The following is an 18636-nucleotide window of genomic DNA, read 5'->3' on the forward strand; positions in this document are numbered from 1 at the left end:
ATCTCCAGGACAACAAGCCGATCACCCTTTTCCAGCTTGGCAAGATGCGCGCCGAGGGACGCAAGGTCGTCATGCTGACCTGCTATGACGCAAGCTTCGCCGCGCTGCTCGATCGCGCAGGCGTCGACGTGATACTGGTGGGCGATTCGCTCGGAAACGTGCTGCAGGGCCAAACCTCGACCCTGCCGGTGACCATGGACCACATGGTCTATCACACTGAGTGCGTGAGCCGCGGCTGTCAGCGTCCGTTCATCGTCACCGACATGCCTTTTGGCAGCTACCACGAGGGGCCGGCGCAGGCGATGCGCAACGCCGCACGACTGATGGCCGCTGGCGCCCAGATGGTCAAGATCGAAGGCGGCGCCCACGTGGTCGAGACCGTGCACTATCTCGTTGAACGTGGCGTGCCAGTGTGCGCACATATCGGGCTCACGCCTCAGTCAGTGAACCAGCTGGGTGGCTACCGGGTTCAGGGTCGTGACGAGGATGGCGCAGCCCGGCTTCGCGCGGAGGCGCTTGCACTCGAGCAGGCCGGGGCCGCCTTGATGGTCATGGAGATGGTGCCCGCCGGCCTTGCCGCCGAGATCACCGCGAGCCTCCGCACCATGGCGACGATCGGCATCGGCGCCGGCGCAGATTGCGACGGTCAGGTGCTCGTGCTGCACGACATGCTGGGCGTATATCCGGGGCGCAAAGCACGCTTCGTGCGCAACTTCATGGATGGCGCCGCGAGCATTGAAGATGCCGTCGCGCGCTATGCTGCCGCAGTGCGGGACGGCAGTTTCCCTGCTGAAGAACACAACTACTGAGAAGCATCATGCAGGTCCACGACAGCATCGAGAGCCTTCGCTCCGCCCGTCAGAAAGCTCGCCGCAAGGCCGCCTTTGTTCCGACGATGGGCAACCTTCACGATGGTCACATCACCCTCATGCGCCAGGCCGGCGAACATGCGGACGAGGTCATCGCCAGCATCTTTGTCAATCGTCTCCAGTTCGGACCGAGTGAAGACTTCAACAACTATCCGAGGACGCTCACCGCGGACTGCGAGCGCCTGGAAGCCGCCGGTGTATCGCACGTCTTCGTTCCCGACGAAAACCTGATGTACCCGGAGCCGCAGAACTACTACGTCGAACCCGCCCCGGCACAGATCTCGATTCTTGAAGGCGAGTTCCGACCGGGCCACTTTCGCGGCGTTGCAACCGTCGTACTCAAACTGCTCAACATCGTTCAGCCCGAATACGCACTGTTCGGCAAGAAGGACTACCAGCAGCTCATGGTCTTGTCGAACATGGTGCGGCAGCTCGCCCTGCCGGTCGAGGTCATTCCCGGCGAGACGGTGCGTGCCGACGACGGACTCGCCCTGTCCTCTCGCAACGGCTATCTATCGTCAGCCGAGCGCGAAGAAGCGCCCCGACTCTACCGGGCACTGAGCCGTATCTGCGAGGCGGTCAGGACGGGCGACCACGATTTCCTGAAACTCGAAACTGAGGCGATGAGTGAGCTTGTCGCCCATGGCTGGGCGCCGGACTACATCGCCGTGCGCCGCCGCGCAGACCTTCAACCCCCCGTACAGGAAGACGATCCGCTGGTGGTGCTCGCCGCCGCCCGACTCGGGACAACCCGACTCATCGACAACCTGGAAATCTGAGAACCCATCGTCGCGGCAGCCCAGTGCGGGAACTCCCCTACTTGCCGCGACCGATACAAGCTGTGCGAGAATCTGAAACGGGAAGAACGCCGAAAAACGCCGTGCTCAAAAAAGGAGACGAATACCCATGACCGAGATCACAGTCACCGTAAAGCAGGTACTAGACAAGAAGGGGAGCGCCACCTATTCGGTCACGCCGGATACCAGCGTCTTCGACGCCCTGACACTGATGGCCTTGCATGACATCGGCGCAGTTCTGGTGACTGATACGGGTAGGCTCGTTGGCATCTTCACCGAGCGCGACTACGCAAGAAAACTGGTATTGAAGGGCTTGAGCTCCAAGACGGTAAAGGTCGGCGAGATGATGACCAGAGACGTCGCGACAATCGAGCCGTCGGAGCAGATCACTTCGGTCATGAACACCATGACGCGTCGCCGATTCCGCCACTTGCCGGTGCTCGACAACGGTCAACTCGTCGGCATCATCACCATTGGTGACGTGGTGAAGGCGGTGATAGAGGAGCAGGAAGAAACCATCAAGCACCTCGCGAACTACATCGCTGGCGAGATTGCCACCTGACACAAAGCCGGGCGAAAGCCCGGTTTCTTGTTGGTCAAGTCTCATTGCGCCAACTCCGACGCAGCATCAGGCGCACCCGCTTCGCGGCTTACGCCGCTCCAACAAGTCGTGGAGGGAGGGTAGGAGCGGCGTCAGCCTTGAACAAGCCTTGCAACACCCCCGCTGCAGGACTGGCGCGAGGCGCAAATCTCAATCCGCAAGCGCCTTGCCCACTATCTCCGACACATCCGGTGACAAACCATCGGTGCTGGCTACTCGCTCGAGCTGGCTTCGTATCTCATCCTGCAAATGGGGAGCAAAGTGTCGCCAGTTCTCCAGCGTTCGCGCCATGCGTGACGCCACCTGCGGATTCGCACGATCGAGCTCGATGACACGGTCCGCCCAAAAAGCATAGCCGCTGCCGTCAGGCAGATGAAACTCGCCCGGATTTCCGCGGAAGAAACTCCCGAGCAAGGCATACACCTTGTTCGGGTTGGACATCGAGAAGGCGTCGTGCCCAAGCAGCGAGGCGACACGATCAAGCACAGGCGCCTCCTCGCTCGGATCGCGACGCCACGCCATGACCTGAAGGGCGAACCACTTGTCCATCACCAGCGCGTCATCCCGATAGCGCGAGTAAAAGACTTCGAGCCCATCTCGCCCCTCATTCGTACCACTCATGACCAATGCCGCAAGCGCACCGAAACATTCGGTCATGTTCGACGCGTACTCGAACTGCGTCCCTGCGCGCGACACCCCCTCTGAAACGCCACCGGCAACAAGGTAGCGCAGAGCAAGGTTGCGCAAGGCACGACGCCCTGCATCGCCCGGGTGGTACCGATAGGCGCCGTTTACCTCCATGTCATGGTAGGTCCGGAGCCAAACGTCAGCCAAGCCTGCCCCCATGGCAGCGAATACGGCCTGCATCGCAACGCGCAGGCTGGTGGGGTCCGCCGGACGCATCCGCTCGAGCAAATAGGTTTCGCCGGGCAGAGCGCAAGCCTGGGCCCGGAAGGCGGCATCGAGCGAATCATCGCAAAGCGTGCTTCGCACCGCGTTCAAGAAGGCGGCAGGCACCTCCAGAAGCTTCCCATGCTCATGGGACTCGGCAAGTGACAACACGACTCGTTCGGCGTAGCGCTGCCCGGCATCCCAACGGTTGAACGGATCACTGTCATTGGCCATGCGGAAGGCGAGACACTCGTCGTCCTCGTCGAGTTCGAGCCGCACCGGCGCCGAGAACCCACGCAGCAGTGAAGGAACCGGTGCGGACGGCAAATCCACGAAACGCCAGGTTTGCTCCGTCTCGCCGAGCTCGAGCACGCGGGTCGTCCCGCCTACGTGAGACTCGCCCTCGAACCGAAGCGGCATATCCATGCCGTCCGGGTCAATCAGGCCGACTGCGACCGGGATCAGCTGCGGCGCCTTCTCTGGCTGCCCAGGCGTCGGTGGCAGGTGTTGTGACAGCGTCAGCACATATATGCCGTCGCCGGCGAGCCACTTGCCATTCGCCCTCACGATCGGCGTACCCGCCTGGCTGTACCACAGCATGAACTGTTCAAGATCGCGACCGGTGGCTTCGGCCATGCAGTCTACAAAATCGTCGCAGGTCACCGCCTGGCCGTCGTGGTAGCTGAAGTAGAGATCGATGCCGCTACGAAACCCCTCGTGTCCGAGCAGGGTATGCAGCATGCGGATTACCTCCGCGCCTTTCTCATACACCGTGGCGGTGTAGAAATTGTTGATTTCCTGGTAGCTTTCCGGCCGGATCGGATGCGCCATCGGTCCGGCGTCCTCGGCGAACTGGCTTGTACGCAGAACCTTCACGTCATCGATACGCTTGACCGCCCGAGCCGACGCGGCCCCCTCTTCCCCGGCCGCTTCGGCAAGCATGTCGGCAGAGAACTGTTGGTCGCGGAAGACTGTGAGGCCTTCCTTCAAGGTCAACTGGAACCAGTCGCGACAGGTCACACGATTGCCGGTCCAGTTGTGGAAATACTCGTGGGCAACCACGCTTTCGATACGTTCGTAATCAACGTCGGTAGCGGTATCAGGGCGGGCGAGCACGAACTTGGCATTGAAAATGTTCAAGCCCTTGTTCTCCATCGCGCCCATGTTGAAATCACTGACCGCGACGATCATGAACCGATCCAGATCCAGTTCCAGACCGAAGGCCTGTTCATCCCACCGCAGGGAACGGATCAACGAATCCATCGCATGTTCGGTGCGGTCGAGATTGCCTTCTTCGACCCACACCTGCAGCAACACCTCGCGACCGGACATGGTCTCGAGTTTGCGCTCCAGGCAGACCAGCTTTGCCGCCACCAGAGCAAAGAGGTAAGAAGGTTTCGGAAACGGATCCTCCCATTGCGCAAAATGACGTCCGTCGTCGAGCTCGCCAGAGTCGATGAGATTCCCGTTGGAGAGAAGCACCGGACAGGCTTCCCGGTCGGCGGTTATCGTGACCCGATAGCGGGACATGACATCCGGGCGATCCGGGAAATAGGTGATTCGCCGGAAACCCTCCGCCTCGCACTGCGTGAAGTAACCGCCGCGCGACATGTACAGCCCTGACAGCGTGGTGTTGGATGACGGATCGACATGCGTGACGATCGACACCTCCGCCCGGTCGCCGTCGAGTTGAACCAGCAGGCCCCCATGTTCGTGCGTGATTCGCGTCGTCGAGGCGACCAGTCCATCAATGCGCAACTCGACCAGTTCCATCGACTCGCCGAACAGACGCAACGGCCCCGCCTCGACATTCGGGTTGCGAACGCAAGTCAGCGTGCTGCTGACCCGCGTCGCCGTAGGGTCGAGCTCGATTCGGAGTTCAACCGCTTCAACGGTCCAGGGTAGCGGGGCGTAATCACCGCGGTGAATCGTGACTGGTGTATCGGTTCGCATCGTATCCGAGTGTCAGTGCCGTTTGCGGTCGGCCACGAGGACGTCGCAAGGGGCTTGTTCGAGCACTTGCCGAGTCACGCTGCCGAGCACGAGTTCCTCGATCATGCGCAAGCCCTGCTTGCCAATGGCAATCAGGTCACATTCGAGCTTTGCAGCCTGTTCGACGATTGCGCTGGCGGCCTGCCCCTGGACGAGCAGCGGCCGGATGGAAGCACCCGACACCCCGATGCCCGCCACGAACTCCTCCAGTTGCCGTGCAGCCTCGTCCTTGGCGGACTGACGCAGTTCGACCATCTTGGATTCAGCTACACCCGCCATCCGCAAATGGCCTTCATAGGGCACCTGGTAGGCATGCATCAGGACGAGCTCCGCCTTGGGCGCCACCACATGGGCAAGCGCGATCGCAGCCCCCGAACGCTCGGAGAAATCGACCGGGACCAGTACTCTCTGATAATCACCGGCCGGCTTCTTTCGCACCACGAGCATCGGTCTGTCAGTCTTGCGCAACACCCTGTCGGTAGTGCTCCCGATCAGGAGATCACGGACGAAACCGCTGCCATGCGCACCCATCACGATCAAGCTCGCGCCCTGGCTTTCGGCCTGTTGCGCGATCTGTCGCAGCACCGACCCTGCGGAAACGCTGACAGCCGCCTCGACACCGTACTCGGACTTCAGCCCGGCTGCCAGTTTGTGAAGCTTCTCCAGCGCGTCATCGACCAGCACATGCTCCAACTCGTCGCTGCTATCCGGCGCCATCAGGTCATGCAGGGCATTCAGGGTGCCGCGACTGATCACGTTGGCGATCGTGCACTTCGCATCGAGCGTCCGCGAAACAATGGCGGCACGCTGCGCCGCGTTGGCCGAGGTTTCCGAAAAATCCGTGGTCGCAAGAATGCTCTTGATCTGCTCCATACCACCTCCTCAATTAGAATCCGCGCAAGGCGGCACAGCTTGTTCATCAACGCACAACGGCTGGAGGCTGTCACCGCGCCCCCAGCCGCTCGCAAGGTTCGACCCGACGGCGAGCGTCAGGACGTGATTCGGGCTTCGGCGGCAAGCGCCGCCTTGCGTACGATCACCTTCTCGAGTTCGACGACGACAAGCACGATGATACCGAAGCCGATGATGCGCAGCCATGTGACAACGTCGAGGCCAGCCGTTCCGAACAGCAACTGCATGGCCGGGAGATAGGTGAACAGCGCCTGCGCTAACAATAGCAGCGCGATCGCACCGAGCACATAGGGGTTTCCGGTTATTCCCTCGCGATTCAAAACGGGTTCGGTGAAACTGCGCACGTTGAAAAGGTAAAACAGCTCGCCGATCAACAGCGCATTGACCGCCGCGGTCCTTGCGACCTCGAGGCTCGACCCACGCTCGAGCTCCCAGAGAAAGAACAGCATACCGCCGACCACGAGCAAGAGCCCTACGAAGACCACGCGCCACATCAGGAAACGGCTCAGCAATGGATCGGCGGGCGCTCTCGGCATGCGACGCATGATGTTGCGCTCGGGTTTCTCGAAAGCGAGCGCCAGTGCGAGCGTCACCGCAGTGATCATGTTGACCCAGAGAATCTGCGCCGGAGTAATCGGCAGCGTCATGCCGAAGATGATCGCGAAGAACACAATGCCGGCCTGGCCGACATTGGTCGGGAGAATGAACGCGATGGATTTCTTGAGGTTGTCGTAGACCGTCCGCCCCTCCTCCACTGCCGCTGCGATCGACGCGAAGTTGTCGTCCGCGAGCACCATCTCCGAGGCCTCCTTGGCCGCCTCGGTTCCCTTGTTGCCCATCGCCACGCCAACGTCGGCCCGCTTGAGAGCGGGTGCATCATTGACACCGTCTCCGGTCATCGCCACCACTTCGCCGCGCGCCTGTAACGCGGTTACCAGACGCAACTTGTGCTCCGGACTCGCACGGGCAAAGATATCCACCTCGGCCACGGCTTCACGCAAGGCGTCGTCATCCAGCTTCTCGACTTCGGCCCCGGTCATCGCGCGAACCTTCTCTCCCAGCCCTAGCTGAATACCGATTGCCGTCGCGGTCGCGACATGGTCACCGGTGATCATCTTGACGCGAATCCCGGCCGAACGGCACCGGGCGACCGCCTCAATCGCCTCCACGCGCGGCGGGTCGGAAAGGCCGAACAACGCCAGCAGCTCGAAGCCACCGCGTTCGACATCGTCGAACACCAGTGATTTTCCAGCGGCATCCTCCACACGCACCGCGACCGCGAGCAGGCGCATGCCCTCAGCCGCGATCTCGTCCATGACGCCGTGCCAATAGGTCGGATTCAGGTCCTCGGCGCCATGCCGGCCGCGTTGTGTGGCACACATCTCGATGATCCGCTCCGGCGCCCCCTTCAGATAGATCAGCGCCCGACCCCGGTGATCGTGATGCAGCGTCGCCATGAAGCGGTGCTCGGATTCGAAGGGAATGACATCGGCGCGCGGCAATGACTCGGACTCAAAATCCGGGTCGAAGCCCGCCTTCATCGCCACCGTTATCAAGGCCCCCTCGGTGGGATCACCGCGCAGCTGCCATTCCTCGCCCTTGCACTCGATGCTCGCGTCGTTGCACAACAGCACCGCCCGACCAGCCTCCAGCAGCACCGGTTCGTTCTGTTGATCGACTTCGCCGGCAGGCCGGCCCGAATCCTGCTCGGCGGAAGTCCCGGCAAGCTCACGCCCGAACAAGGCCTCCACGAGCACGCTGCCATCCGCGGTTGCCGGAGGCGCCAAACGCTCGAAGGCGCCATGCGGCGCATAGCCCACACCGGTGACCCCGAAGCGGTCATCGGCGGTGACGACGCGCTGGACGGTCATCTCGTTGCGGGTCAGCGTGCCGGTCTTGTCGGAGCAGATCACGGTGACCGACCCGAGCGCTTCGACCGAGGGCAGCCGCCGGATGATCGCATTGCGCCGCGCCATCCGTTGCACGCCGATCGCGAGTGTGATCGTCATGATCGCGGGCAAACCCTCGGGTATCGCGGCCACCGCCAACCCGACCGACGCGAGAAACACCTCGTCGAAAGACAAGCTCTGCACCAGCAGACCGTAAGCGAGCATGATCGCCGCCACGCCAAGAATCGCGAGCGTCAGCCAGCGCCCGAACACTGCGAGCTGCTTGAGCAGCGGCGTCGTGATCTCCTCGACCTGGCTCAGCATTTCGCTGATGCGCCCGATCTCGGTGTTGGCACCGGTACCTACGACGACACCCGCTGCCTGACCGTAGGCGACGAGCGTGCCGGAATAGGCCATGCACGCGCGGTCGCCGAGCGACGCATCCTCGGCGACCGGCTCGACCGCCTTCTCGACGGGCACCGACTCGCCGGTCAGCGCGGCCTCCTCGACCCGAAGACTGCGCACATCGATCAGTCTCAAGTCCGCAGGCACCTTGTCACCGGAGGCGAGAAAAACGATGTCCCCGGGAACCAGCTCCTCGGCCGGAACTTCGCGGCGCCGTCCGTCACGCAACACCTGGGCATTGAGCGACAGCATGCGGCGGATCGCATCGAGCGCCTGCTCGGCCTTGCCTTCCTGCAGGAAACCGATGACCGCGTTGATGACGACGACACCAAAGATCACGCCGCTATCGATCCAGTGACCGAGCAGGAAGGTGATGATCCCTGCGACGATGAGCACATAGATCAGAACATTGTGGAACTGGAGGAGGAAACGTTGCAGGGCGCTGCGACGCCGTGGTGCGGGCAGCTCGTTACGTCCGTGCAGTGTGAGTCGTTCCTCCGCCTCGGTCGCCGAGAGTCCGCTGGCGCGCCGCGACTTCATCGCCTCGACGACCCGCTCGGCCTCTTCCGCGTGATGGTTCCGACGCTCGTGCTCTTGCTGCTCGCTCATGCCTCAACCTCGATCGCTTTTGCCACGCCGCATCATGCGTCTGGCTTCATGCTCGTTCAATCTTACCCGATCGACGGTCCGGCTGCTGCAATGCAACACGACGTGCGCGAGGCGCATAGCCATGGTTCCGATGACCCTCGGAACAATCCACTACCTATGTTTTCGGCGCTGTCGGCATGAGCACGATGCGGCTGCCGGCGAATCGATCGTGCAAGAACTGGCGGTCGGGATCGAAGAACGCCCAAAGAATCCCTACGCCGAAACACAGCACCGATGGCCAGGCCAGTGCGAATCGCAGCAAGGCCCGACCCGGCCCGAGCCTTCGCCCGGTCTCGGCAGAGACTAGTCGGAGCCGCCAGGTCTGCATTGCCAGGGTGTTGCCGTGTCTCGACCAGTACCAGACAAAATAGAAACCCAGCACGACGAACACATGCATCCAGAGAAGCCAGCCCGGCGGATCGAAGCCGAATGCCATGCCGAGCAGCACGTAGGGAATCATGAACGTCGGCGCAAGAATGCCGAGCACAAGAAGTGACTCGTACAGCAGGCTGGCAAGCCTGCGCCGAAAACCGGCCAATTCGACAACGGGGGGAGCCGGGAGAGACGTTTGCTGGGGCGACATGAAAAGGAACGCTTCGGGAACGGTCCGAAACAATATGCCATTGAGCGCGATAGCCGCAAGCACACCAGCCGAACGCCCGGTCCGCACCTACCGCGAAGACCCACCCTGCCGTTCGCCAGGCGATAGCTTTCGGTAAGCTTCCCACTGCTCATGCAGCGACTCACGCTGATCCGGTGGCATGCTGCGCAAGGCACGATACTGCTGCCGTGCGCGATCCCGCTCTGCGGCGCTGAGATTCGCCCACTCACGCATGCGTTCGGTCGCTCGGGCACGCTCCTCCGGCGTCAGTCCTTCGAAACCGTCGCCGATCGCAAGCCACTGCCTGCGATCGGCGGCGCTCAAGCTGGCCCACTCCGCCTGGAGCGGCGCGAGCACGCGCTGTTGCGAAGGCGTCAGCCTCGTCCAGTCCTGTGCCGACGCGCTGCCCGGCACGACCGCCAGCGCCAACAACACCGTCAGGAGCGCGATTCGCGTGCGAGCCATGCCCTGAACTCCGGATCCAGATAAGCCTCTATCGGCAAATCATCTATCAGCAGGGCAGTGTCGATTGCCTGCTGCGCCTCGAAACGATGGCTACTCGACCACTGCCCGCCAGCAAAGAACAACGCCAGCAAGACCAAAAGCATTGCCGATGAGGACATCACCGGTGAAAACGCGAGCCGCACGCGCACCCACCATGCCTGAAGGTCGTCATAGAAACTGCCCCGACTGCCGGTATCGCTGACTGCGAGCGCACGAGTACGGGCAACTCTCAGTCTTTCGAGGGCTCGGCCATCGAGCGTTCGATTCGACACCGACAAGTACTCGGCCACCCTGAGACCAAAACCCATCTCATTCAAAGCACGACTCCTCTCGCGCGCAGCGCTGCCGCGAGCGTCTTCGTGGCCCGCGAGCAATGCGTCTTCACGCTGCCTTCAGAGCACCCCATCGCTGCCGCTGTTTCCGAAATATCCATCTCTTCCCAGTAACGCATCAGGAAGGCCTCACGTTGACGGGCCGGCAATCGCGCGATCTCACGCTCGATGACGGCAAGTGTCTGCTGCTGTTCGAGGCTAGCCTGCGGGGTCTGGCCAGCCTCTCCAGCCGCCGGAAGGCCGTCGAGGGGGTCGTCCGACTCGTCAACTTCGCGCACCAGCGCCGAGAACAGCGTCGTCCAAGTGTTTCGCACCTTGCGACGACGGAGCAAGTCATACACCGCATTGCGCAGAATACGCTGAAAAAGCATCGGCAGTTCCGGTGCCGGGCGTCCGGCGTAGCTGGCGCAAAGCTTGAGCATCGCGTCCTGAACCGCGTCCAGCGCCAGTTCCTCGTCACGGAGGGCAAACAGGGCTGTGCGATAAGCGCGCCTTTCGATACCTTCGAGAAAAGAAGAGAGTTCTGCCCGGGAGGCCAGTTGGGAATCCTCGACTAGAGGGCTTTACGCCGCTCGCGAATGGTGCCGAACTTGACCGCGCATCGCGCGGACGGTAACGTTCGTCGTTTGGGATTTTTTGTGCGAGCGAGTTTGCGATGGTGCTGAGTGGTGCGGAGATTGTAATCAGGTGCCTGCAGGAAGAAAAGGTCGAGTACGTCTTCGGCTATCCGGGCGGCGCAGTGCTCTTCCTCTACGACGCCCTGTTCAACCAGGACCAGGTCCGTCACGTTCTCGTACGTCACGAACAAGCCGCGGTCCATGCAGCCGACGGTTATGCGCGCTCCACCCAGTCCGTCGGTGTCGCACTGGTGACCTCGGGTCCGGGCGCGACGAACGCGGTCACCGGAATCGCCACCGCCTACTGTGACTCGGTGCCAATGGTCATCATCTCGGGCCAGGTGCCGACTGCAGCGATCGGTCAGGATGCCTTCCAGGAAGTCGACACCGTCGGCATCACCCGCCCCTGCGTGAAGCACAACTTCCTCGTCCGCGACGTCAAGGATATCGCACCGACCATCAAAAAGGCCTTTCATCTCGCCCGGACCGGCCGCCCCGGCCCGGTTCTCGTCGACATCCCCAAGGATGTGTCGATGCACAAGTGCGAGTTCAGCTATCCCGACAAGGTCGAGATGCGCTCCTACAACCCGGTGGTGAAAGGCCACCAGGGACAGATCCGCAAGGCCGTGCAGCTGCTGCTCGAAGCCAAGCGGCCAATGATCTACACCGGTGGCGGCGTGATTCTCTCCGACGCGGCCGAGCAACTCACCAAGCTCACCCGACTGCTCGGTTTCCCGATCACCAACACCCTCATGGGGCTCGGCGCCTATCCGGCCAGCGACCGTCAGTACCTCGGCATGCCTGGCATGCACGGCACCTACGAAGCCAACATGTCGATGCACTTCTGCGACGTGTTGCTCGCCATCGGTGCCCGTTTCGACGACCGGGTGATCGGCAACCCCGACCATTTCGCGGAAGAGCCGCGCAAGATTATCCATGTCGACATCGACCCGTCCTCGATCTCCAAGCGTGTCAAGGTCGATCTCCCCATCGTCGGTAACGTCCGCGATGTCCTCGACGAAATGATCAGCCAGATCGAGGCCGCCAACGCCCGTCCCAACCAGGAAGCGCTTGGCGCCTGGTGGAAGCAGGTCGAGGAATGGCGCAGCCGCGACTGCATGAAGTTCAAGAACTCAGACGAAATCATCAAGCCGCAGTACGTCGTACAGAAATTGTGGGAAGTCACCGGTGGCGATGCCTTCGTGACGTCAGATGTCGGCCAGCACCAGATGTGGGCTGCGCAGTACTACCGATTCGACAAACCGCGCCGCTGGCTCAACTCGGGCGGCCTCGGCACCATGGGGGTAGGCCTGCCTTACGCGATGGGCGCCCAGTTGGCCCACCCGGATGCGCAGGTCGCCTGCGTTACCGGCGAAGCCTCCATCCAAATGTGCATCCAGGAGTTGTCGACCTGCAAGCAGTTCCGCCTGCCGATCAAGATCTGCAACCTCAACAACCGCTATCTTGGCATGGTGCGTCAATGGCAGCAGTTGTTCCACGGTGGGCGTTACTCCGAGTCCTACATGGATTCGCTGCCCGACTTCGCCAAGCTTGCCGAGTCCTACGGTCATGTCGGAATCCGGGTTGAGCGGCCCTCCGACGTCGAAGGCGCGCTGCGCGAGGCTTTCAGCCGCAAGAACGACCTGGTGTTCCTGGACTTCCAGGTCGATCAGACCGAGAACGTCTACCCGATGGTCCAGGGCGGTAAGGGACTGACCGAAATGATCCTCTCGGCAGAGGACCTCTAAGTCAACAACAAGCACACCGAACCCGGTCTTGCCCGGCGGCTAGCCGGGTGACCTACCCGGCTCCACCGCGCCGATTCGGTAACGCTTTACTCACGAGTTCATCATGAGACACGTCATATCACTGCTGATCGAGAACGAGTCCGGCGCCCTCTCCCGCGTCTCCGGACTCTTCTCCGCCCGTGGCTACAACATCGAATCCCTGACGGTGGCGCCCACCGAGGACGCCTCGATGTCGCGGATGACCATCGTCACCACCGGCTCGGACGACATCATCGAACAGATCACCAAACAACTGAACAAGCTGGTCGAGGTGATCAAGGTGGTCGACATCTCGGAATCGGCGCACATCGAGCGCGAGCTCATGCTGATCAAGGTCCGCGCCACCGGCAAGGACCGCGACGAGATGAAGCGTATGGCCGATATTTTCCGGGCACGCATCATCGACGTCACGGAAGCATCGTACGTCATCGAACTCACCGGCAATCAGGGCAAGCTCGACGCCTTCGTCGCGGCAATCGGTAACGAGCTGATTCTCGAAACCGTGCGTTCCGGCATTTGCGGCGTCGGGCGCGGCGACAGAGTACTCAAGGTCTGATCGGACCACCGACCGGCGCAAGTGCACCCGGAAGTGATCCGTCCATTTGAAAAACCACACACTGAAGAGGAAACAATGAAAGTCTATTACGACAAGGATGCCGATCTCTCTCTGATCAAGGGCAAGAAAGTGACCATCGTCGGCTACGGTTCGCAGGGCCATGCCCATGCTCAGAACCTGAACGACTCCGGCGTCAAGGTCACGGTTGGCCTGCGCAAGGGTGGCGCATCCTGGGACAAAGCCAAGGCTGCCGGCCTCAAGGTCGAGGAGATCGCCAAGGCGGTCAAGGGCGCGGATGTCGTCATGATCCTGCTGCCGGACGAAAACATCCCGCAGGTCTACAAGGACGAGGTCGAGCCGAACATCAAGAAGGGCGGCACCCTGGCTTTCGCGCACGGCTTCAACGTGCATTACAACCAGGTTGTGGCGCGTGCCGATCTGGACGTCATCATGGTCGCCCCAAAGGGTCCCGGCCACACGGTGCGCTCGGAGTACCTCAAGGGCGGTGGCGTGCCGACCCTGATCGCGGTTCATCAGGACATCTCCGGCAAGGCGCGTGACATCGCCCTGTCGTATGCGGCGGCCAATGGCGGCACCAAGGGTGGCGTGATCGAAACCAACTTCCGCGAAGAAACCGAGACCGACCTGTTCGGCGAGCAGGCAGTGTTGTGCGGCGGTGCGGTCGAGTTGGTCAAAATGGGTTTCGAGACCCTCGTCGAAGCCGGCTACGCGCCCGAAATGGCTTACTTCGAGTGCCTGCACGAGCTGAAACTGATCGTCGATCTCATGTACGAAGGCGGCATCGCCAACATGAACTACTCGATCTCGAACAATGCCGAGTACGGCGAATACGTGACCGGGCCGGAAGTCATCAACGAGTCGTCGCGCGAAGCGATGCGCGCCGCCCTCAAGCGTATCCAGACCGGCGAGTACGCAAAGATGTTCATCCAGGAAGGCAAGACCAACTATCCGTCAATGACCGCTCGTCGTCGCCTCAACGCAGCGCACGAGATCGAGATCGTCGGTGGGCAGCTGCGCCAGATGATGCCCTGGATCAGCAAGAACAAGCTGGTCGATCAATCCAAGAACTGATCGCGCATCGCATGTCCGGCCGAAAGGCCGACATTCATGGACGGGCCCCGACGGGGCCCGTTTTCGTTGGAGCCGGCTTTTTCCCGGCGTTCAACCGCAAACCCCGCATGCGGTAGAATCGGGATTCATCGACTCCTCACAGCGTGCGGCCCCAGTGGCCACCTACCCATGCCCCTCAACGAACCAGACCAAAGACGTCGCGGCATCTACATCCTGCCCAACCTGTTCACGACGGCCGCACTCTTCGCCGGGTTCTATGCCATCGTGCAGGCGATGCACGGACGTTTCGAGGTCTCGGCCGTCGCGATCTTCGTCGCAATGCTCCTCGACGGCCTGGACGGACGGGTGGCACGACTCACCAACACCCAGAGCGAGTTCGGCGCAGAGTACGACTCGCTGTCCGACATGGTGTCCTTCGGTGCCGCTCCGGCGCTGGTCATGTATGAGTGGGCACTCAAGGATCTCGGCAAGTTCGGTTGGATTGCCGCCTTCATCTTCTGCGCCGGGGCCGCATTGCGCCTTGCCCGCTTCAACACGACGATTGCCTCGATCGACAAGCGTTACTTCCAGGGATTGCCGAGTCCGGCCGCAGCGGCCCTCATCGCCGGCATGGTCTGGGTCACCATGGACAACGGCATCGCGGGCGAAGACGTCGCCTGGCTCGCCTTCGCATTGACGATCTTCGCAGGGCTGTCGATGGTCAGCAACGTGCTGTTCTGGAGCGGCAAGGACATCAACCTGCGCAAGAGCGTACCTTTCATCGTCGTCATTGCCGTCGTGCTCGGTTTCGCGCTGGTGTCTACCTATCCACCCGGTGTTCTGTTCGGGCTGTTTGTCGCCTACGCGCTATCAGGCTATGTGATCTGGGCGTGGCGCTGGTCGCGACGACGGCGTCACCCGCTTCATTCCGGTTCGGAAACGGATACCGAAACCGACTCAGGCAAGCATCCTGACTGAGGCCACGGCCAGGTAATCAGGCTCATAGTGGTGCGCTATCCCAATACCCTTTACTTTCCGGCGAACAGGGGTTTATATTGCGGACATGCATCCTGAACGCGACACCCTCCTTGTTACGTTCCGCCTTCCAGCGAGCCTGCTGCCGCTGGGGCCGCTGCTGCGCCTCGCGCGCACCTGAAACCCCTCCCCCCTCCCCTGAACTCTCCCGCACGGCGCCAGCCGCGCGGTTTGCGTGCATCCACAGCCGAAACAGAACACTCCCCAGGAGACAGCCATGAGCGACCACTTGATCATTTTCGACACCACCTTGCGTGATGGTGAACAGAGCCCCGGCGCCTCGATGACTCGTGAGGAGAAGCTGCGAATCGCGCGTCAGCTCGAGCGAATGCGCGTCGACGTCATCGAAGCGGGTTTTCCGGCCGCATCGAACGGCGACTTCGAGTCGGTCCGCTCAATCGCCGAGGCCATCCGTGAGTCGACCGTTTGCGGCCTTGCCCGTGCAAACGAGAACGACATTCGCCGGGCCGGCGAGGCCATCCGTCCGGCCGCACTTGGTCGTATCCACACTTTCATCGCAACCAGCCCGATTCACATGGAAAAGAAACTGCGCATGTCCCCCGACGAGGTGGTTGCGCAGGCGGTCAAGGCGATCGGCTGGGCGCGTGAATACACTGACGACATCGAATTCTCGGCTGAGGATGCGGGTCGTTCCGAGATCGATTTCTTGTGTCGCATCTTCGAGGAAGTGATCAAGGCCGGCGCCACCACGATCAACGTGCCCGATACCGTCGGCTACAACGTGCCCGAACAGCTTGCCAACACCATCCGCAACCTGATCGAGCGTGTTCCCAACTCCGACAAAGTGGTGTGGTCGGTGCACTGCCACAACGATCTCGGTCTCGCGGTCGCAAACTCGCTGGCCTCCGTTCTCGCCGGTGCCCGTCAGGTCGAGTGCACGATCAACGGATTGGGTGAACGTGCCGGCAACGCCTCACTCGAAGAGAACGTCATGGCGGTACGCACCCGCCGCGACGTGTTTCCTTGCGACACGCGCATCGACACGACCCAGATCGTGCCAGCATCCAAGCTGGTGTCCGGGGTGACCGGCTTCCCGGTACAGCCGAACAAGGCGATTGTCGGTGCCAACGCCTTTTCGCACGAGTCCGGCATCCATCAGGACGGGGTCCTCAAGCACCGCGAAACCTACGAGATCATGCGCGCCGAAGACGTCGGCTGGGGTGCCAACAAACTGGTCCTCGGAAAACACTCGGGGCGAAACGCGTTCCGCACCCGCTTGCAGGAAATCGGCATCGTCATCGAATCCGAGGATCACCTCAACCACGCCTTTGCGCGCTTCAAGGAACTGGCAGACAAGAAGCACGAAATTTTCGACGAGGACCTCAACGCCCTGATGAGCGACGAGATCGTCACGCCCGAGCAGGAGCACTTCCGCCTGGTTTCCTCGCGCTTTCTGTCGGAGACCGGCGAGCCGCCCGAGGCGGAACTGACGATCGCGGCCGGCGGCACCGAATCGCATGTGAAGTCGACCGGATCCGGTCCGGTCGATGCCACTTTCCGTGCCATCGAATCGGTCGCACAGAGCGGTACCGAGCTGTTGCTGTATTCGGTCAATGCCATCACCACCGGCACCGACGCCCAGGGAGAGGTCACCGTGCGGCTCGCACGCGATGGCAAGGTCGTCAATGGCCAGGGCGCCGACACCGACATCATCGTCGCCTCGGCAAAAGCCTACCTCAACGCGCTCAACAAGCTGCACGGGAACATGGAGCGCCTCAACCCGCAGGTCTGAGGTCGATTGATTCGGGGCGCGCACGCCACGCCCCGAATCTCCGACGGGTGCATTCCCACAGGCAACGCCGGATGGCAACGAAAGCTCAGCTTTCCGGTGCCGCCTTCTGCCGGGAAGGCGCGGTTGCCCGTGCGTAAAGCAGCACGAACACGAACAATGCCGCCGCAAGCACGGCTTCGATCATGGCGAGTATCCCGGTCAGTCCGGGATCGAAGGCGCGCATCACACCCTCTGTAAAGTAGAGCAAGACCAGCATCGACAGCCACTGGTAAGTGTAACGCCGCCCCTTGAGCACGCCGAAAACCGCAAAGAGCAGCGGCACTGGCTTGAGAATCATCCACGAGCCTTCCGGCCGCAGCGGGGCAAGCCAACCCTCCCACAAGACGCACAGCACAATCAACGCAATCAGCAACACGCTCGAAGCGTTGGCCAGAAAACGGGTATTCATCTCACCTCCACAAGCCTGACCGCGGTCTCTGCAACACGGCGCCCCAGCGCCTGAGCCAGCCGCCGCTCCGCATCCGTCAATGCCGGATCACCATCACTTCCAGCAACATGGGATGCGCCATAAGGCGTGCCGCCGCTGCGGGTGGTGGCGAGGTCGGATTCCTGATACGGCAAACCGACAATCAACGCACCGTGATGCAACAAGGGCAGCATCATCGACAGCAAGGTGCTCTCCTGACCGCCGTGCATGCTTGACGACGAGGTGAACACACCGGCAGGTTTCCCGGAGAGTGCGCCATTGACCCACCCGGCGATCGTGCCGTCGAGAAAATACTTCATGGGTGCAGCCATGTTCCCGAATCGGGTCGGGCTACCAAGGACCAGACCGGCACATTCCTCCAGATCAGCCGCTTCGGCATAGGGCGGACCATCGGCCGGGATGCTGTCCTCCAGCGCCTCGCATACCGTGGAGACCCGAGGCACGGTGCGGACCCGGGCCACGGCGCCGGGCACCTGATGGACGCCGTGCGCGACCTCCTCCGCCAGCGCCCGTACCGAGCCCTTGTGGCTGTAATAGAGAACCAGGATTTCCTTCATCGATCCATCCATGTTCCGGCTCCGCCCGGATGGCGTAACCTGTTCGACTTCGCTTCGACGCGCAAAGGCGCGATTATCCTAGGAACCTCAGTTGGACGTGTTCGAGTGTGCGTCTGGTGCGTCGTCTGGCAAGGCGCGACGACGCAGCATGGTTGTTCCCTGCAAGGAGGAGCAACGCAGCCAGGCGGCGCACCAGACGTGCAATCGGGCGCGTAGCGGACTCACCCATCGGGTGACCGTTGTCGAAGCTGCGTATCCCAAGCTCTGTAAAGCATTCAAGATCATAGAGAGCGGTCAATTGCGGTTTCTAGGATTATATCCGCACGGTCCGC

The 18636-nt window shown here is 61.8% G+C and carries 17 protein-coding genes; 8 read left to right on the plus strand and 9 right to left on the minus strand.

Translation table 11 applies throughout. The features are described 5' to 3' along the window. The 3 genes from panB to GPA21_RS07665 all read left to right on the plus strand — a co-directional run. Positions 1-809: 3-methyl-2-oxobutanoate hydroxymethyltransferase (gene panB, locus GPA21_RS07655; RefSeq protein WP_211163484.1), on the plus strand; the 809-nt coding region annotated here is incomplete at its 5' end. An 8-nt stretch (positions 810-817) separates the two neighbouring features. Beyond that, on the plus strand, positions 818-1648 hold the full coding sequence (gene panC / locus GPA21_RS07660) for a pantoate--beta-alanine ligase (protein WP_168987616.1): 831 nt from the start codon (positions 818-820) through the stop codon (positions 1646-1648). 127 nt (positions 1649-1775) lie between these two features. Next, positions 1776-2228 (plus strand): CBS domain-containing protein, encoded by a 453-nt coding sequence (locus tag GPA21_RS07665; RefSeq protein WP_211163485.1) that lies wholly within the window; start codon positions 1776-1778, stop codon positions 2226-2228. Positions 2229-2417: 189 nt separating this feature from the next. On the opposite strand, the gene pepN is transcribed toward GPA21_RS07665, so the two are convergent. The 7 genes from pepN to GPA21_RS07700 all read right to left on the minus strand — a co-directional run bounded on the left by pepN (position 2418) and on the right by GPA21_RS07700 (position 10980). Further along, positions 2418-5111: an aminopeptidase N gene (gene pepN / locus GPA21_RS07670; protein ID WP_168987617.1), complete on the minus strand. Its 2694-nt coding sequence runs from the start codon at positions 5109-5111 to the stop codon at positions 2418-2420. 12 nt (positions 5112-5123) lie between these two features. Further along, on the minus strand, positions 5124-6023 hold the full coding sequence (locus GPA21_RS07675; protein WP_168987618.1) for a universal stress protein: 900 nt from the start codon (positions 6021-6023) through the stop codon (positions 5124-5126). 116 nt (positions 6024-6139) lie between these two features. Continuing rightward, positions 6140-8965 carry a cation-transporting P-type ATPase gene (locus tag GPA21_RS07680; RefSeq protein ID WP_168987619.1) on the minus strand — a complete coding sequence of 942 codons (2826 nt, stop codon included), beginning with the start codon at positions 8963-8965 and terminating at the stop codon, positions 6140-6142. Between the two features lie 154 nt (positions 8966-9119). Then, the gene (locus tag GPA21_RS07685; RefSeq protein ID WP_168987620.1) at positions 9120-9587 is read right to left on the minus strand and encodes an RDD family protein; all 468 of its coding nucleotides are present in this window, start codon (positions 9585-9587) and stop codon (positions 9120-9122) included. Positions 9588-9674: 87 nt separating this feature from the next. Continuing rightward, positions 9675-10070: a DUF3106 domain-containing protein gene (locus GPA21_RS07690; RefSeq protein WP_168987621.1), complete on the minus strand. Its 396-nt coding sequence runs from the start codon at positions 10068-10070 to the stop codon at positions 9675-9677. Continuing rightward, a complete protein-coding gene (locus tag GPA21_RS07695) occupies positions 10043-10417 on the minus strand; it encodes a DUF3619 family protein (RefSeq protein WP_246261824.1) in 375 nt (124 codons plus the stop codon). Before GPA21_RS07695 ends, GPA21_RS07690 begins: the two co-directional genes overlap by 28 nt. Positions 10418-10422: 5 nt before the next feature. Beyond that, the gene (locus GPA21_RS07700) at positions 10423-10980 is read right to left on the minus strand and encodes an RNA polymerase sigma factor (RefSeq protein ID WP_168987643.1); all 558 of its coding nucleotides are present in this window, start codon (positions 10978-10980) and stop codon (positions 10423-10425) included. Positions 10981-11096: 116 nt separating this feature from the next. Here GPA21_RS07700 and GPA21_RS07705 point away from each other — a divergent pair, with 116 nt between their 5' ends. From GPA21_RS07705 to GPA21_RS07725, 5 genes are all read left to right on the plus strand, one after another. Next, on the plus strand, positions 11097-12806 hold the full coding sequence (locus GPA21_RS07705; protein WP_168987623.1) for an acetolactate synthase 3 catalytic subunit: 1710 nt from the start codon (positions 11097-11099) through the stop codon (positions 12804-12806). Between the two features lie 103 nt (positions 12807-12909). Continuing rightward, on the plus strand, positions 12910-13401 hold the full coding sequence (gene ilvN, locus GPA21_RS07710) for an acetolactate synthase small subunit (RefSeq protein ID WP_168987624.1): 492 nt from the start codon (positions 12910-12912) through the stop codon (positions 13399-13401). 75 nt (positions 13402-13476) lie between these two features. Then, complete coding sequence (ilvC, locus tag GPA21_RS07715) at positions 13477-14493, plus strand: ketol-acid reductoisomerase (protein WP_168987625.1); 1017 nt, start codon at positions 13477-13479, stop codon at positions 14491-14493. Positions 14494-14661: 168 nt separating this feature from the next. Continuing rightward, positions 14662-15450 carry a CDP-diacylglycerol--serine O-phosphatidyltransferase gene (pssA, locus tag GPA21_RS07720; RefSeq protein WP_168987626.1) on the plus strand — a complete coding sequence of 263 codons (789 nt, stop codon included), beginning with the start codon at positions 14662-14664 and terminating at the stop codon, positions 15448-15450. Between the two features lie 274 nt (positions 15451-15724). Beyond that, entirely contained in the window at positions 15725-17260 is a 1536-nt protein-coding gene (locus tag GPA21_RS07725) for a 2-isopropylmalate synthase (RefSeq protein WP_168987627.1), read from the plus strand. 85 nt (positions 17261-17345) lie between these two features. Here the strand turns inward: GPA21_RS07725 and GPA21_RS07730 are convergent, their stop codons facing one another. Together GPA21_RS07730 and wrbA are read right to left on the minus strand one after the other, a co-directional pair. Next, the gene (locus GPA21_RS07730) at positions 17346-17708 is read right to left on the minus strand and encodes a DUF2069 domain-containing protein (RefSeq protein WP_168987628.1); all 363 of its coding nucleotides are present in this window, start codon (positions 17706-17708) and stop codon (positions 17346-17348) included. Next, positions 17705-18304: an NAD(P)H:quinone oxidoreductase gene (wrbA, locus tag GPA21_RS07735; protein WP_168987644.1), complete on the minus strand. Its 600-nt coding sequence runs from the start codon at positions 18302-18304 to the stop codon at positions 17705-17707. The genes GPA21_RS07730 and wrbA overlap by 4 nt, the downstream gene beginning before the upstream one ends. Positions 18305-18636 lie beyond the last annotated feature (332 nt).

Origin of the sequence: Azoarcus taiwanensis (genome assembly GCF_012910885.1) — a bacterium.
Lineage (GTDB): Bacteria > Pseudomonadota > Gammaproteobacteria > Burkholderiales > Rhodocyclaceae > Azoarcus_F > Azoarcus_F taiwanensis.

Excerpts from the sequence above, each read along its gene's own strand:
- panC (WP_168987616.1), top strand. The coding sequence starts at position 818 with ATGCAGGTCCACGACAGCATCGAGAGCCTTCGCTCCGCCCGTCAGAAA.
- GPA21_RS07665 (WP_211163485.1), top strand. The coding sequence starts at position 1,776 with ATGACCGAGATCACAGTCACCGTAAAGCAGGTACTAGACAAGAAGGGG.
- pepN (WP_168987617.1), bottom strand. The coding sequence starts at position 5,111 with ATGCGAACCGATACACCAGTCACGATTCACCGCGGTGATTACGCCCCG.
- GPA21_RS07675 (WP_168987618.1), bottom strand. The coding sequence starts at position 6,023 with ATGGAGCAGATCAAGAGCATTCTTGCGACCACGGATTTTTCGGAAACC.
- GPA21_RS07680 (WP_168987619.1), bottom strand. The coding sequence starts at position 8,965 with ATGAGCGAGCAGCAAGAGCACGAGCGTCGGAACCATCACGCGGAAGAG.
- GPA21_RS07685 (WP_168987620.1), bottom strand. The coding sequence starts at position 9,587 with ATGTCGCCCCAGCAAACGTCTCTCCCGGCTCCCCCCGTTGTCGAATTG.
- GPA21_RS07690 (WP_168987621.1), bottom strand. The coding sequence starts at position 10,070 with ATGGCTCGCACGCGAATCGCGCTCCTGACGGTGTTGTTGGCGCTGGCG.
- GPA21_RS07695 (WP_246261824.1), bottom strand. The coding sequence starts at position 10,417 with ATGGGTTTTGGTCTCAGGGTGGCCGAGTACTTGTCGGTGTCGAATCGA.
- GPA21_RS07705 (WP_168987623.1), top strand. The coding sequence starts at position 11,097 with ATGGTGCTGAGTGGTGCGGAGATTGTAATCAGGTGCCTGCAGGAAGAA.
- ilvN (WP_168987624.1), top strand. The coding sequence starts at position 12,910 with ATGAGACACGTCATATCACTGCTGATCGAGAACGAGTCCGGCGCCCTC.
- ilvC (WP_168987625.1), top strand. The coding sequence starts at position 13,477 with ATGAAAGTCTATTACGACAAGGATGCCGATCTCTCTCTGATCAAGGGC.
- pssA (WP_168987626.1), top strand. The coding sequence starts at position 14,662 with ATGCCCCTCAACGAACCAGACCAAAGACGTCGCGGCATCTACATCCTG.
- GPA21_RS07725 (WP_168987627.1), top strand. The coding sequence starts at position 15,725 with ATGAGCGACCACTTGATCATTTTCGACACCACCTTGCGTGATGGTGAA.
- GPA21_RS07730 (WP_168987628.1), bottom strand. The coding sequence starts at position 17,708 with ATGAATACCCGTTTTCTGGCCAACGCTTCGAGCGTGTTGCTGATTGCG.
- wrbA (WP_168987644.1), bottom strand. The coding sequence starts at position 18,304 with ATGAAGGAAATCCTGGTTCTCTATTACAGCCACAAGGGCTCGGTACGG.